This is a genomic window from Tenacibaculum jejuense (genome assembly GCF_900198195.1).
GTDB lineage: Bacteria > Bacteroidota > Bacteroidia > Flavobacteriales > Flavobacteriaceae > Polaribacter > Polaribacter jejuensis.
Genome location: NZ_LT899436.1, coordinates 4,072,894 through 4,087,283, shown reverse-complemented (window position 1 = coordinate 4,087,283; position 14,390 = coordinate 4,072,894). Strand labels below are relative to the sequence as shown.

The window sequence follows — 14,390 nt, the reverse complement described above, 5'->3', positions numbered from 1 at the left end:
TTTAAATTTGTAGCTACGATTTGTAAAAATAACTTTTTTCAAATAATAGACTTGTCCCTGTTTTTGTTAAATTTAAAACAAATTTTAACAATGAAAAAACGTTGCTTTTGGGTTAGCAATGATCCACTATATATTGAATATCATGATAAAGAATGGGGAGTTCCTGTTTACGATGATGAAACATTATTCGAGTTTTTACTTTTAGAATCTTTTCAGGCAGGTTTAAGTTGGATTACCATTTTGAAAAAAAGAGAGAATTTTAGACAGGCTTTTGATGGTTTTGATTACAAGAAGATTGCTAATTACAATGAAGATAAATTCAATGAATTAGTCGTAAATGAAGGAATTATAAGGAATAAATTAAAAATTAAAGCAGCTATAACCAATGCTAAAGCTTTTATTGAAATTCAAAAAGAGTATGGTTCTTTTTCTAAATATATTTGGGACTTCTTTAATGGAAAACCAATAAAGAATAATTTTAAAACTAGAGAAGAAGTTCCAGCAACTACACCTTTATCTGATGAAATATCAAAAGCACTTAAAAAAAGAGGTTTTAAATTTGTAGGATCGACAATTATTTATGCTTTTATGCAAGCTACAGGTATGGTAAATGATCATACAACAGATTGTTTTAGGTATAATGAAGTTTAAGGTAATCATATGTTAAAAATTATGGCTAAAAAAACTAAAGATCCAGGATTTGGTTATAAATCAGCTAAAAATGTAAAAGGAACTATCAATAAAGATGGAAGTTCTAATATTATTCACATCAATCGTAAGTTTGGTGTCGATGATTTATATAGTTTTTTTATCAGCTTAACTTGGTTTCAGTTTTTTGTTATAGTTGTTCTTAGTTATACCGTATTAAATATTTTCTTCGGAATTATATATATACTCATCGGAATAGAACAAATAACACCATCTACAGGAGATACTTTTAGAGATTTTCTAAATGGTTTTTTCTTTAGTGCTCAAACCTTAACAACTGTTGGTTACGGAGGAATTGCGCCAAAAGGATTAACAGCGAATATTATTGCGGCCTTCGAAGCTTTAATTGGTTTGGTGAGTTTTGCTTTTGTAACTGGATTACTTTATGGTCGATTTTCTAGACCTAAAGCAGCCATTCGTTTTAGTAAGAATTTAATCGTTAGAGAATTTAATGGAGGAAGAGCTTTAATGTTTCGATTAATGAATAGCCGAAAAACAATAATGATTGAGCCGAAAGTAACGGTAACGCTATCCTTAAATCAGAAAGATGAAAACGGTCAGTATAAAAGGAGTTTTTTCGCTTTAGATTTAGAGCGTAATAAGATTATGTATTTACCTACAGTATGGACGGTCGTTCATATTATAGATGAAAAAAGTCCGTTATATGATTTATCTAACAAAGAAATTAAAAACTTAGATGCTGGTTTGTATATATTAATTCAATATCACGAAGAATCATTTGGGCAAACAGTATATCAAGCAACATCTTACAAATTTTCACAAGTAGAAACGGATGTAAAATATGCTCCGTCTTCTGGGTTTGACGAAGAAGGATACACGGTTCTAGATCACGACAAGCTTAGTGATGTAGAAAAACTTTAACCTCTCACTAAATACTTCGAAAGGAATAAAAGTCCTATCGTAACAATAATACCAAGAGCAACATAAAGAGCTGCGTTTTGGTAATATTTTTTATTGTTTTTAGCATCTTTTTTATAACTAAATATCATTAGAGCAGTAAAAGCAATAATAAAGAATGCGGCAAAAACTATTCTACCTGTAGTAAACATTTTAGAAGCTATAATTAGCATAAAATCGTGTGTTAAATATATTAGAGTGTGTACATTCTTTGTACATTTAACAAAAGTACTAAATAAATGAAAAAAGCAGTAATTTTTGGCGCAACTTCGGGTATTGGTAAAGCTTTAGTGAATTTATTTGTTGAAGATGGATATAAAGTTGCAATTACTGGACGAAGATTAGAAAAACTAAAAGAACTTAAAGCAACCTATCCAGAGAAAATCATAATTAAACAAAATGATATTCAGCAAGTAAGTGAAGTTGAAAAAGTATTTCATGAAATTGTAGAGGAGTTTGAAACTATTGATGTTGTTATCCAATCTTCTGGAACAGGACATGTGAATTCAGAATTATCTTGGGATAAAGAAGAAGAAACAATTTTAACCAATGTATTAGGTGTTACTAAACTATATGATTTAGCTTATAATTTATTTAGAATACAAGGTTTTGGACATTTAGTAGGAATTTCTTCTATCGCTTCTCTAAGAGGAAATCGAGCAGCTCCGGCTTATTTTGCATCTAAAGCATATCAAAAATCTTACTTAGAAAGTCTGTATATAAAAACAAAAACAATAAAAAGTAATCAAGTGTTTGTTACAGATATACGTCCTGGTTTTGTAGATACGGCAATGGCTTTAGGAGATGGGATATTTTGGATGGTTAGTTTAGAAAAAGCAACAAAGCAAATATTTAAAGCTATAAAAAGAAAGAAAAGAGTGGCTTATATTTCTAAACGTTGGTGTATTATTGCTTTCGCTTTAAAATTAATACCAAGTTGGTTACTTAAAAAAGTAATTTAAAAATGAAAAAAAAGAATTTAATTGTTTTTGATATCGATGATACTTTAACAAGTAGTGAAAAAAAGCATACAGATTCATTGCTTTTTGCTATGGATAATATGGGAATTAAAAATGTAGATACAGATTGGAGAAACTATGCGAATGCTACGGATAGTTATATAGTTAAAACTAATTTTGAAAGAGTTTTTCAAAAAGACTTTTCTTTAGAATTACTTAAAGATTTCGAAAAAGTTATGACAGATCATTTTGTTACTTATCCCGATTCAAAAGAGGTTTTAGGAGCAAAAAAGATTGTAGATTTTTTTGAGAAAGAAACCAACTACGGAGTTTGTTTTGCTACAGGCTCATTATTTCAGCCTGCATTATTAAAGTTAGAACAAGCTGGCATAATATTTTCTGAAGAAGTTTTAGAAACCTCAAATCAAATTTATACAAGAGAAGGAATTGTTTCTTCTGCAATAGATAAAGCAAAGAAATATTATAATGTAACAGATTTCGATCATATTATATCTTTTGGCGATGGTTTGTGGGATGTTACTACAGCAGAGAATTTAGGGTTACATTTTGTTGGAGTAAATAAAAGAAATGTTGAGGATTTTAAAAAACAAAAGGTATTATATCATATTGAAGATTGGACAAGCTTTGATTTGAATAAAGCAGAAGAAATATTTAAAATAAACTAAAAAACAAGAATCAAATTAGATGAAAGATAAAATTCAAGCAGTAAAGGAGTTTCATACAGCTTTTGGTTTAGGAATGAATGAAAGTCCTAAAGTCGATATAGGAGATGATAGAAAATTACTTCGTTTTAATTTAATGAAAGAAGAAAATGAAGAATATTTAGAAGCTGTTCAAAATAATGATTTAGTTGAAACAGCAGATGCCTTAGGAGATATGTTATATATTTTATGTGGGACAATAATAGAGCATGGAATGCAATATAAAATCGAGGAGGTTTTTAATGAAATTCAACGAAGCAATATGAGTAAATTAGGTGAAGATGGAAAACCTATTTACAGAGAAGACGGCAAAGTACTGAAAGGACCAAATTATTTTAAGCCAGATATTAAAGCTATTTTAGGCAAATAAACAATAGTATAGAGCTTACTGATCCATTTCTTCACTAAGGTCTGGTGCAGACATTTTATTTAATGTTTCTTTAAGCTCTTCAACACTACTTACCATTTTTTCAATGTAACCTTCTTCATCGATAATTAAGTGCGTAGGAAAATGATCAACTTCCATTTGATTTTCAATAAAATCTTTTTGATTAGGAATTACAGGATATCTAAATTCATTTTTAATTAAGAATTTTTTTAACTTATTAGAGTTGTCAAAAGCTAAGCTTAAAAATATTACATCTTCATAAGCTTCATACTCGTCATATAAACTATTAAGTTCTTTAAATTCTTTAATACTTGCTTCATCGTCTATATACCAACACTTCATGATCACAATCTTTTCCTGAGTATTTTCAGTAGTAAATTTTGTTCCGTTTAAATCGGTAAAATTAAACTCAGGCATTTTTGTTCCTTCCTTGTTATAGTAAGAAAAAAGAATAGTAGATATATCTTTAATTGATTTTCCAATTTCGTTTTGAGAATCATTCAAATTGTATAATTGATACATTTCTTCACCTGTTAAAAGCTTAATAGGCGCATAGCTTCCAGACGATAAGTTAGAAAGAAAATCTCCTTTGTCAATTTCTTCACCTTTAGTGTTTAAAGCAATGAAATTACTAGATAAATCTATGTTTTCATTATAATAGTTATTCCAGCTGTCTACAGATGCCAAATGTTTGTCAATACCTTGCGGTAACATCTCGTTGTCAATCTCATTACTTTCTTCAGAAGTATTTACTTCGCTTTCAGAAGTATTTTCAATTTCAGGGCTAACATCAGGAGTGCTATTAACAACAGCAACGTTAGTGTTTGTTTGAGAAACAAAAACATTATCTAGAACGTAATAAGTAATTCCAAAACCTGCTGCAATTGTAACTATTGTTATGATTAAATTTTTCATAATAAAATTCCTAATGCTTTATAACAAATATATGAAAAGCGGTGGAAATGTTAAAAAATTGTTACTTAATAATCAGTGATTAACTGATTTTTAATCTCCAGTTATGAGGATCGTCAGCAAGGTTGTATTGAATGTTAGTTAGCTTTTCTTTAAAAAGTGAAGCATAAGAATTTTCAATTTTAGGCAAATCGTAAGATGCTCCTTTATGGCTAAAACCAATAATCGGGTTTATTACCGTTGCAGTACCAGTTCCAAAAATTTCTAATAAAGTGTTGTTGTTAGCTGCTTCTTTAATTTCAGCTACAGAAACTCTTCGAACTTCAACTTCTATATTATTATCTTGAGCTAGCTGAATTACAGATTTACGTGTAATTCCGTCTAAAATACGGTCATTGTTAGGCGCGGTAACTAGTTTATCATTAATTCTAAAGAAAACATTCATAGTTCCTGCTTCTTCTAAATATTCATGAGTATTTGCGTCTGTCCAAATAATTTGCTGGAATCCTTTTTCGTGAGCTAATTTTGTTGGGTAAAACTGAGCCGCATAATTTCCAGCAGCTTTAGCAAAACCAACTCCACCATCAGCAGCTCTACTATATTCTTCAGCAATTAAAACACGAACTTCACCTGCATAATACGCTTGAGCAGGAGAAAGTATAATCATAAATTTATATTCATTAGCTGGAGAAGCAGAAATAGCTGGCTGTGTTGCAATTACAAAAGGACGAATATACATAGAGTTCCCTTTTCCTTTTTTAATCCAATCTTTTTCTAAGTTTAATAACTGAGCTAAGCCATCCATGAAATATTCTTTTGGGAATTCTGGAATAGCTAAACGGCTAGAAGACTTATTAATTCGTTTGAAATTTTCCTCTGGTCTAAATAAAAAGATATCATCATTTTCATCTTTGTAGGCTTTCATACCTTCAAAAACAGCTTGCCCATAATGAAATACTCTCGCAGATGGAGCAACAGAAATATTACCATAAGGTTTTATTTCTGGAGTTTGCCATTCTCCGTCTTTATATTCGCATTCAAACATATAGTCTGTAAAGACAGTACCAAAAGATAAATTATTAAAATCTACACTATCAATTTTAGAATTTTGTATTGGGGTAACTTTAATGTTTGAAGAAGAGCTCATAAAATAAATTTTTAGGTACGCTAAATTACAAAATAGAGCGCACTTAAATTCTAATTCAGGAAAGGAAAAAATACTCAAAATTGTATCTTTGCATTAAACTATGTTCAAATTATTGTAAATGAGAAACTTAATTATTGCTTTTTTTAGCGCGACTTTATTGTTAACATCTTGTAAAACAGAAAAAAAAGAAACTTCTAAAGAAGTTGAAAAAGAAGTAACTGTTGAAAAGAAGAAAAGTGAATATGCTTCATTTGGTGAAAAAATTTCATCAGAAGGAGCTTCAACTTCAGAAGAAGCTTTAAAAAAATATCAAGATTTAAAAGTAGGAGATACAGTAACTATCAAGTTTGCTTCTAAGATCAATGAAGTATGTTCTAAAAAAGGATGTTGGATGAAATTACCATTATCTCAGGAAGAAGAGATTATGGTACGTTTTAAAGATTATGGATTTTTTATGCCTTCAGATAGTCAAGGTAAAGATGTGATTGTTGAAGGAAAAGCATTTGTAAAAATTACACCAGTAGATGAATTACGTCACTATGCAGAAGATGCTGGAAAATCTAAAGAAGAGATTGAAAAAATTACAGAACCTAAGCAAGAAATGGCATTCTTAGCCCACGGTGTATTATTAAAGTAAACTTGAAGAGAGAAATTATTATTACTTCGGATGGTTCAACAACCATCCATTTACCTGATTGGAATGAACAATACCATTCAAAGCATGGTGCTATACAAGAAGCGTATCATGTGTTTGTAAAGAATGGATTAGAATTATTCAAGGCAAAGCCAATTTCTATTTTAGAAATTGGCTTTGGTACAGGTTTAAATTGCTTTATTACTTATTTAGAACACACAGCAAAGATCAATTATGTTGGAGTAGAAGCTTATCCTGTAGCTAAAGAAGAGGTGAGTAAATTGAATTATGTAAAAGAGCTGAAAGCAGAAGAAAAAACAGAAAAGTTTCAATTAATTCATGAGCTAGCTTGGGAAGTAAAAAATGAAATCGATTCAGATTTCTCACTAACCAAACGCGAACAGTTTTTTCAAGATATTGATGATGAAAATGCTTTTGATTTAGTTTATTTTGATGCTTTTGGAGCAAGAGTTCAGCCTGAATTATGGTCTGAAACTATCTTTGAAAAAATGTATAAAGCAACAAAAAAAGAAGGAGTTTTAGTAACTTATTCTGCAAAAGGAAGTGTAAGAAGAGCTATGGAATCTGTTGGTTTTACTGTAGAACGATTACCTGGTCCTCCAGGAAAAAGAGAAATGTTAAGAGCAATAAAGAAATAATTTTTGTGGCTAAGACAAAGTTCAACATAAAGATGATAGTTCTTTATGTAGCGATTTCATTTTTCTTTTTTAGTATCGGAGTATTTTTACTCAAAGACTTCAATGTAGATGATATTCTAGGAGTAGTGTTTTTATTTGCTACAGCTATCATGATTTTGATATTTGCGGTCAGAAAACACTTCAATTATATCTATGCAGATCATAACAGATTAATTTTAGTCAAACGCTCTAAAAAAGAAATGTATTGGGTAAAAGATATTCAAAAAATCCACTTAAATTCTATTGAAGGAAATGGAGTTATGAAAGTTGATTTTGTAACTAAAGAATCACTTTTTCTTGATGAAAATATTTATGTAGATCTTTGGAAAATTAAAAAGATTTTAGAGAAAAAAATAAGGACTAAAGATAGAAAAAGTAAGATTTTTAAAAATCCAAGTAATAGAAGAGTTTTAGGATCTATTGTCAATCATTTTAGTCTTGTAGTTGCTTTGATCGTATTCTATGGTCTTTTGTTGGTAATTAAATCAAATAGTTTTCAAGGGCAATTTATAGGTGTAATTTGTCTTGTTTGTTTCTGTTTTACAGGTGTATTCTTTTTTTACTTTTCAATTGAAAATAATTGTTTGATCGTTCAAAATCATATGTATTTCTGGTATAAGAAAAAATACAGTTTAACTAATATTCTAAATTTAAGCCTTGAACATTATCAAAGTGATGTTTATGCAGAAAAGTTAGTAATTACAACTAAAGAATATAAAACAATAAAGTATCTTGCAGCTTCCTACAGAAGAAAAGATTGGAGATTATTTTTTAAAGATTTAATAAGATAAAATGAAGTTTCAAAAACGATTTGGTAATAGAAAAAGAACAAATTCCAAAAGAGGGTTGTTTTTAGTAGTACTTTTAGCTTTAGCATTATACTTGTTTTTTAATGCAGATAAAATCTTATCTCGAATTCTATAATGAAACCATTCAAATTTAAAGAGTTTACAGTTCATCAAGATAAAGCAGCGATGAAAATTGGTACAGATGCTGTGTTATTAGGTGCGTGGAGCGATATTAATTTTTATCCAGATTCAATTTTAGATGTTGGTTCTGGTACAGGAGTAATCGCGCTGATGTTAGCACAAAGAACAGATGCAATGACTATAGATGCTATCGAGATTGATGAAGCTGCTTACGAACAATCTGTAGAAAATTTTGAACGCTCAGATTGGGGAGATCGTTTGTTTTGTTACCATGCATCTTTTCAGGAGTTTGCAGATGAAATGCAAGAAGATGAAGAAACTTATGATGTAATCATTTCTAATCCTCCTTTTTATAATGCTGAGTTTCTTTCTGAAGATGAATCAAGAAATAAGGCTAGGTTTACAAATACGGCATTATCTTTTGAAGAATTAATCAAAGGGGTTTCAGTATTATTAAGTGAAACAGGAGAATTTAATGTAATAATTCCATTTGAAGAAGAAAAGAGTTTTGTTGATTTGGCAAAAGAACACAAACTTTTGGTAAATAGAATTTGTAGGGTGAGAGGTAACGTTAATTCTGAATTGAAAAGAAGTTTATTAGCATTTTCGTTTGAAGATAAAGAATTAGTTGAAGAAGAACTTGTAATAGAAAAAGAAAGGCACCAGTATACTGATGCCTATATTGATCTAACTAAAGATTTTTATTTAAAAATGTAGTTCACATTTTTTTAAATAATTTGATCTAGTATCTTTTCTGTTGTAGAAAGTAACGATTCTATTTTTACACTTTCATAAGCATCTGGATGTGCGTTTGCAAAATTTCCACTATCATTATCAAAATAAGAACCAGATTTATTTTTAAATTCTTCTGAAGTAGCTAATTCGTAAAGAATAGATGCACCTTTATTTGCAGAAGACCAATGATTTCCATATGCTTCTTTTACCATTTTCGTATTTAATAAAGAACCTGGGTTTACTGCAATTGTAATAATTTCTTTATTCGCTTTCGCAAAAGCAAAACTCCACATTGTTAAAGCTAATTTACTTTGAGCGTATACTTGTTGAGCTGTTAAATCTACTTTTCCTTCTAATGCATTTAAATCTACAGACGACTGAGCTGCAGAACTTAAATTAATAACTCTAGGATAACTACTTTTTTTAAGAAGAGGAATTAATTGTTGTGTAAAAACATACGGAGCAAAATAATTTACTGCAAATCTAACGTCTAAACCAGTATCATTTTTTTGAACAGGACTTTTAAATACACCTGCATTATTAATTAAAACATCAATGTGGTCTATTTCTTTTAGTAATTTTTTACTAAGATCTATAACATCATTTAAAGCTGAAAAATCAGCAGTATAGCCAAAAATATTCTTATTGTTAGTTGTTTGTTTTAATTCTTCAACTGTATTTAAAACTTTAGTAGAATTTCTACCATGAATGTAAATAATATGTCCTTCATTAGCTAGTTTTTCAGCAGTAAGTTTACCAATACCATCTGTACTTCCAGTAATAAATATATTTTTTTTCATTGTACTTTAGTTAGATAATAGACCTTAACAAACTAAGATCTGTTGTGATTTTATAATTAAGCTAAAATCATCTTTTTCTTCAATAAGATAATGATGACTTACAGGTGTTATCTTATTTCCAGGTTACAATTTCATCAAAATCTCTTCTCGATTTTGGATGTGCTGGTTCTTGTTTTCTATATCCAAAAGCAACCATATACGATAAACCATATTTTTCGGTATCTACATCAAATTTTTCTTGTAAAAGTTTCTCTACTTTTTCTTGATGAAACCCTTCTATTGGACAACTATCTATTCCCACTAAAGCAGCTGAAGTCATCATATTTCCTAAAGCGATGTAGGTTTGTTTAGAAGCCCAATCAAATAACTTCTTATCGGTATCTAAATTGAAATCTCTTTCTTGAAATTCTCTGTAAAATTTAGAATACATTTCAACAACATCCTCAGGGAATTGTTTTACATCTTTCATCATTCTCATAATGTAATCACTATCCCATTTTGTCATAGGAGCTTTCATGCTAAGTCCTAATACAAAGTGACTAGCAGTATCAAGTTTTAATGGAGCTCCCCAAGCAACAGGTTTAAGCAGTTCTCTTAATTCTTGGTCTTGTACTACAATAAAATGCCAAGGTTCGAAACCAAAAGAACTTGGAGACAAGTTAGCTGTTTGAAGAATGAAATTGATTTCTTCTTCTGTTAGTTCTTTCTCAGGATCAAACTCTTTGGTTGCGTGTCTGTATTTAAAAGCGTTTATAATGTCTTCTTTAGATATGTTATTGATACTCATAATTATTTTTTACTATAAAAATTATAGTTACAAAAATATTTATAGTTTTGCATTCAAACAATAACGGTCAAAAAGTATAGTTTAATTTTTTATATATGTATTCAATAAAAGGAAAGAAATACCCATGTTGTACAAGTGTTACCATGGGAATAATAGGAGGGAAATGGAAAACTGTAATCTTATTTTATTTAATTGAAGGAAAGTTAAGATATAGTGAATTACGAAAGAAAATGGGAACAGTAACAGAAAGAACATTAAGCTTACAGTTACAGCAATTACAAGACGATGGTGTAATTAAGAGAGAAGTTTTTTCTACAAAACCACCATTAAAAGTTGAATATTCGCTAACGGAATTTGGAAAAACATTAATTCCAATTTTAGAGTCAATAGCGCAATGGGGAGATTTTGTCGTAGAAAATTATGCAGACAAAGAGCAAACTGCTTAAAACTAATTTTAAACAGTTTGACTTTAAATTTAATATATTTTCGATTGAATATTCTCTGGAATAGCTTCTTTGTGAACTAATACAGAAATAGTTTTTAGTAACAATGCTTTTTTCGACATGTACATGTAACCGCCTTGTTCGTTATTACCTTCTGAGTTTTTTAATATGTAGTATATTTTTCCTGAAGTATCAGTAGCTTTTCCAATTAAATGCATGTTATGATCATCAGTTGTCGATTTATCTTCAAAAGTTTGTTGTCTTAAATCCTGAGTAATTTTTAAGGATTCTTGTTCTTTGGTTAATTCAGCAACTCCTTTCTCAAAATTAAAATTAGGTTCAGAAGCATCACCATCCCATGCTAAAGAATAACCTTTTTTTAATGCATTTTCAATTACAGATTCAAAGTCTTGAATAGGTAAATTCAAATATTTATTATCTCCCCAGTTCGCAGGAATTTTTAACGTTGAATTTGTATAGTATTTTAGGTGGTTATAACTTGTAATTTCTACATAATCTTTAGGATTAATTCCTAAATAGAAATCAGCAAATGATTTAGGAGTAAATTCTTTCCCATTATATTTAAATTTTTCTGGAGCCTTTCCTAGGTAAGCATTTAAAACACCTTCTAATGATTGTTTCCAACTATTCGGTTTTATTCTTCCATAACCACTCGTTGCAACAGAACTTATCATGGTTTTTATTAAGTTATCCATTTCAACATGATCGTGTTGCCAATCTCCTTTAATGATTCCGTTATAAACGGATTCAGGAACAGCTCCATAAGTCTCATATCCTTTAAGTACACTAAAAGTTAAATCTCCAGCATCTAGCCAACTTTTACCTTTAGTTTCAATAAACTTTTTAGATTTCCCTAAATAGGCAGGATGCACATAAAACATTGGCGATAAAGAAATGGATGGCTTTCCCTTACGGATAGCTTCTGTCTCTAGAAAAGAAGTAGTTGCAAAACTCCAACAAGTTCCTGATGATTGTTGATCTTTAAGTGGACTGGATTTTACTTTATAAATGACTTTAAATTTCTTTCCCTGTTGTGAATATGATAAAAAATTCACGAATAAAATACCTGATAGTAATAGAAGTTTTTTCATTTGATTTTTAATCTTTTGGTAAAGACTATGTAGATTTAATTTTGTGACTCTTTTTTGAAAAGGGTAGGAGTTTTTATTGATAAAATGTTTAATACATATAAAATTAAACTTAACCTCAATGAGAAAAATGAATCGCAACATTATATACACTCTTTTTGTATCTGTTGCTTTGTTTTTAATGTCTTGTCAAGAGACAGGTGATACTAGTGTAGTAACTACACCAACAAATTTAAATGCAAATCTATCTGAATGTTTATGGGCGCCTTTTAGCCAAGGAGCAAATTTTACTTTATCTATTGATTTTTCAAATAATAACGTAATCGTTTACAACTCGAATAATGAAACTGTAGATGAAGGTAGTTGGGCTTTTACAGATGGAAAGTTTGTGTTGACAAATCTATCTGGTGTTTTAGCAAATTATAACGGTGCTTGGGAAATTATTGAAGATAGAAATGTGTTTTTTGAATTACAGAAAGAAGGAGTAAAGATAAATTTCGAGCAAGATTGTAATTTAAACTAAAGAAAAAAAGTTATTAGACTATCTAATTGAAATTAAATAATCTAATAACATTTAAAAGAGAAACTTTTTTAAACCAAGGAGAGTGTATATTACCCCCTTACACTTTCTGGATTGTATCCTAAATAGGGTACATCTTTTTCAACGAAAATTACGCCATAGTCTTCGAGTTCCTTTAAAATAGGCTCATACACTTCTTTGTTTATCGGTAACTGAACGCCTGTGGTTGTAATTTTCTTGTTTAATATTTGTAAAGTAGCAATAGCTACAGGAAGTCCAACAGTTTTTGCCATGGCAGTATAAGTTTGATCGTCTCCTTTTATAATCATACTACTTTCTATCTGATGTTTTCCTTTTTCATTTTCATAACCAAATTTATGATGCATGACAATCATATCTTTATCTTCAGATTGTAAAGTCCATGAATCCATTAATATTTTCTGAAGAATTTGAGCTGGACTGGCATTTACTAAACCTACTTTCTTGTTCGGATTAAAAAGATCTAATTCAACAAATTTATCCCACATCACATCATCTTGATCAATCTTTAAATACGATCGAAACTTTAATTCAACAGAATCTGAAGGTGAATAAGCTAAGAATAAGTTGGTGAAATCACGATAACTCATATGTTCAGAATTCTCTATAGTATATGTGTCATCTGTCATTCCTAATTGAACAAAACTATTCCAAGCTCTCGAAAAACCAACTTTTCTTATTGTTCCTCTGTACATGGTTGGAATATCATCCAAACCATAAATACTTCTATATTTTAGAGAATCTCTATTAGCATAAGCCTCAAACTTACCACTTCCGTTAATAGTTAAGAATTCTGTTCTTCTAAACAATTTGTGATAAGGAATGTATTTATAAGTGCCTTCTTGTATAAACATTGAAGCACCACCTTGTCCAGCTAAAACCACATTTCTAGGATTCCAAGTAAACTTGTAATTCCATAAGTTATCATCACTCTCTGGAGCTACTAAACCACCACAGAAAGATTCAAAAAGTAACATTTTAGCTCCACTTTCTCTGATTTTATGAATCACTTGCATTGCACTCATATGATCTATACCAGGATCCAAACCAATTTCATTCATAAAAATTAAACCATTAGCTTTGGCTTGTTCGTCTAAAGCTTTCATCTCTTTGGAGATATATGAAGCAGTTACCATATGTTTTTTAAACTCTAAACAGTTTTTAGCAACTTCTATATGTAAGTGGGCAGGAAGCATAGAAATAACAATATCTGAATTCTTTATAGCTGCTACACGTTGTTCTTTGTTAAAGACATCTAAAATGATCGCCTTTCCATTAGGATGATTATTAATCTTTTGCTGAGCATTTTCAATAGAAATATCTCCAATGGTTATTTGTAAATTCTCCGAATTAGATTTATCTAATAAGTATTTTATTAAAGAAGAGCTAGATCTTCCGGCTCCGATAATTAATATTTTTCTCATAAAATAATGCAGTACTTTTGTAAAAAAGACTAAGGTTTTAGTTGTTTAAAGTTTGAAATTTAACAAATATACTAAATATGTATAAAAATTTAACATTAACAGCATTTATAGGAGCACTTGCTGTCATATTGGGAGCCTTTGGCGCACATGCATTAAAGGAAACATTAAGTGCAGCAGAGTTAAATAGCTTTGAAACTGCAGTACGATATCAGTTATATCACGTGATTATTTTATTAATAATTAACTTAAATCAGGCTTTTTCCCTAAAGGAAAAAAGAATAATGTCGTATCTTTTTTGGATAGGAATCTTATTTTTTTCAGGTTCAATTTACGCAATGTACTTGGCTAAAGTTCCAGCTAAAAGTATTTGGTTTATAACTCCTTTAGGTGGATTATTATTGATTTTAGGATGGTTTTATTTGGGAGTAACTTTCTTCAGAAAATCGGCTAAAAAGTAAAAAATCAATAAAAAAATAAATACAGTAATCTGTTTAAACAAAAAGGTTTATTTTTGTCAC

Annotated in this window: 19 protein-coding genes; 12 read left to right on the top strand and 7 right to left on the bottom strand. The window is 29.7% G+C overall.

Features of this window, described 5'->3' with window-relative positions:
• Positions 1 to 90: 90 nt before the first annotated feature.
• Positions 91 to 651 carry a DNA-3-methyladenine glycosylase I gene (locus tag AQ1685_RS17915; protein WP_095074409.1) on the top strand — a complete coding sequence of 187 codons (561 nt, stop codon included), beginning with the start codon at positions 91 to 93 and terminating at the stop codon, positions 649 to 651.
• A 21-nt stretch (positions 652 to 672) separates the two neighbouring features.
• A complete protein-coding gene (locus AQ1685_RS17910) occupies positions 673 to 1,590 on the top strand; it encodes an ion channel (RefSeq protein ID WP_157730275.1) in 918 nt (305 codons plus the stop codon).
• On the opposite strand, the gene AQ1685_RS17905 is transcribed toward AQ1685_RS17910, so the two are convergent.
• Entirely contained in the window at positions 1,587 to 1,799 is a 213-nt protein-coding gene (locus tag AQ1685_RS17905; protein ID WP_231970210.1) for a hypothetical protein, read from the bottom strand. The genes AQ1685_RS17910 and AQ1685_RS17905 overlap by 4 nt on opposite strands.
• Before the next feature lie 66 nt (positions 1,800 to 1,865).
• Here AQ1685_RS17905 and AQ1685_RS17900 point away from each other — a divergent pair, with 66 nt between their 5' ends.
• From AQ1685_RS17900 to AQ1685_RS17890, 3 genes are read left to right on the top strand one after another with little or no spacing between them, the layout of a single operon-like run.
• The gene (locus tag AQ1685_RS17900) at positions 1,866 to 2,588 is read left to right on the top strand and encodes an SDR family NAD(P)-dependent oxidoreductase (RefSeq protein WP_095074405.1); all 723 of its coding nucleotides are present in this window, start codon (positions 1,866 to 1,868) and stop codon (positions 2,586 to 2,588) included.
• A gap of 2 nt (positions 2,589 to 2,590) precedes the next feature.
• The gene (locus AQ1685_RS17895) at positions 2,591 to 3,271 is read left to right on the top strand and encodes an HAD family hydrolase (RefSeq protein WP_095074403.1); all 681 of its coding nucleotides are present in this window, start codon (positions 2,591 to 2,593) and stop codon (positions 3,269 to 3,271) included.
• Between the two features lie 19 nt (positions 3,272 to 3,290).
• Positions 3,291 to 3,677, top strand: a complete 387-nt coding sequence (locus AQ1685_RS17890; protein WP_095074402.1) for a pyrophosphohydrolase domain-containing protein — start codon at positions 3,291 to 3,293, stop codon at positions 3,675 to 3,677.
• A gap of 15 nt (positions 3,678 to 3,692) precedes the next feature.
• Here the strand turns inward: AQ1685_RS17890 and AQ1685_RS17885 are convergent, their stop codons facing one another.
• Both AQ1685_RS17885 and AQ1685_RS17880 read right to left on the bottom strand, forming a co-directional pair.
• Positions 3,693 to 4,610: a TlpA family protein disulfide reductase gene (locus AQ1685_RS17885; protein WP_095074400.1), complete on the bottom strand. Its 918-nt coding sequence runs from the start codon at positions 4,608 to 4,610 to the stop codon at positions 3,693 to 3,695.
• A 79-nt stretch (positions 4,611 to 4,689) separates the two neighbouring features.
• Complete coding sequence (locus AQ1685_RS17880) at positions 4,690 to 5,754, bottom strand: branched-chain amino acid aminotransferase (RefSeq protein ID WP_095074398.1); 1,065 nt, start codon at positions 5,752 to 5,754, stop codon at positions 4,690 to 4,692.
• Positions 5,755 to 5,872: 118 nt separating this feature from the next.
• On the opposite strand from AQ1685_RS17880, the gene AQ1685_RS17875 reads away from it, so the two are divergent.
• The 4 genes from AQ1685_RS17875 to AQ1685_RS17860 all read left to right on the top strand — a co-directional run bounded on the left by AQ1685_RS17875 (position 5,873) and on the right by AQ1685_RS17860 (position 8,732).
• Positions 5,873 to 6,391 carry a DUF4920 domain-containing protein gene (locus AQ1685_RS17875; RefSeq protein ID WP_095074396.1) on the top strand — a complete coding sequence of 173 codons (519 nt, stop codon included), beginning with the start codon at positions 5,873 to 5,875 and terminating at the stop codon, positions 6,389 to 6,391.
• Positions 6,392 to 6,393: 2 nt separating this feature from the next.
• Positions 6,394 to 7,047, top strand: a complete 654-nt coding sequence (gene mnmD, locus AQ1685_RS17870) for a tRNA (5-methylaminomethyl-2-thiouridine)(34)-methyltransferase MnmD (RefSeq protein ID WP_095074395.1) — start codon at positions 6,394 to 6,396, stop codon at positions 7,045 to 7,047.
• A gap of 32 nt (positions 7,048 to 7,079) precedes the next feature.
• The gene (locus AQ1685_RS17865; protein WP_095074393.1) at positions 7,080 to 7,877 is read left to right on the top strand and encodes a hypothetical protein; all 798 of its coding nucleotides are present in this window, start codon (positions 7,080 to 7,082) and stop codon (positions 7,875 to 7,877) included.
• Between the two features lie 132 nt (positions 7,878 to 8,009).
• Positions 8,010 to 8,732, top strand: coding sequence for a tRNA1(Val) (adenine(37)-N6)-methyltransferase (locus AQ1685_RS17860; protein WP_095074391.1), 723 nt, complete (start codon positions 8,010 to 8,012; stop codon positions 8,730 to 8,732).
• An 11-nt stretch (positions 8,733 to 8,743) separates the two neighbouring features.
• On the opposite strand, the gene AQ1685_RS17855 is transcribed toward AQ1685_RS17860, so the two are convergent.
• Together AQ1685_RS17855 and AQ1685_RS17850 are read right to left on the bottom strand one after the other, a co-directional pair.
• A complete protein-coding gene (locus tag AQ1685_RS17855; RefSeq protein WP_095074389.1) occupies positions 8,744 to 9,550 on the bottom strand; it encodes an SDR family NAD(P)-dependent oxidoreductase in 807 nt (268 codons plus the stop codon).
• Positions 9,551 to 9,662: 112 nt separating this feature from the next.
• Positions 9,663 to 10,337 (bottom strand): NAD(P)H-dependent oxidoreductase, encoded by a 675-nt coding sequence (locus tag AQ1685_RS17850; RefSeq protein ID WP_095074387.1) that lies wholly within the window; start codon positions 10,335 to 10,337, stop codon positions 9,663 to 9,665.
• Between the two features lie 95 nt (positions 10,338 to 10,432).
• On the opposite strand from AQ1685_RS17850, the gene AQ1685_RS17845 reads away from it, so the two are divergent.
• On the top strand, positions 10,433 to 10,783 hold the full coding sequence (locus AQ1685_RS17845; RefSeq protein ID WP_095074385.1) for a winged helix-turn-helix transcriptional regulator: 351 nt from the start codon (positions 10,433 to 10,435) through the stop codon (positions 10,781 to 10,783).
• Positions 10,784 to 10,812: 29 nt separating this feature from the next.
• Here the strand turns inward: AQ1685_RS17845 and AQ1685_RS17840 are convergent, their stop codons facing one another.
• Entirely contained in the window at positions 10,813 to 11,892 is a 1,080-nt protein-coding gene (locus tag AQ1685_RS17840) for a C1 family peptidase (protein ID WP_157730274.1), read from the bottom strand.
• 127 nt (positions 11,893 to 12,019) lie between these two features.
• On the opposite strand from AQ1685_RS17840, the gene AQ1685_RS17835 reads away from it, so the two are divergent.
• Positions 12,020 to 12,412, top strand: a complete 393-nt coding sequence (locus AQ1685_RS17835) for a hypothetical protein (protein ID WP_157730273.1) — start codon at positions 12,020 to 12,022, stop codon at positions 12,410 to 12,412.
• 89 nt (positions 12,413 to 12,501) lie between these two features.
• On the opposite strand, the gene AQ1685_RS17830 is transcribed toward AQ1685_RS17835, so the two are convergent.
• Positions 12,502 to 13,872, bottom strand: coding sequence for a saccharopine dehydrogenase family protein (locus AQ1685_RS17830; RefSeq protein WP_095074379.1), 1,371 nt, complete (start codon positions 13,870 to 13,872; stop codon positions 12,502 to 12,504).
• Positions 13,873 to 13,949: 77 nt separating this feature from the next.
• Between AQ1685_RS17830 and AQ1685_RS17825 the strand changes: the two genes are divergently transcribed.
• Entirely contained in the window at positions 13,950 to 14,330 is a 381-nt protein-coding gene (locus tag AQ1685_RS17825; RefSeq protein ID WP_095074377.1) for a DUF423 domain-containing protein, read from the top strand.
• Positions 14,331 to 14,390: the final 60 nt, after the last annotated feature.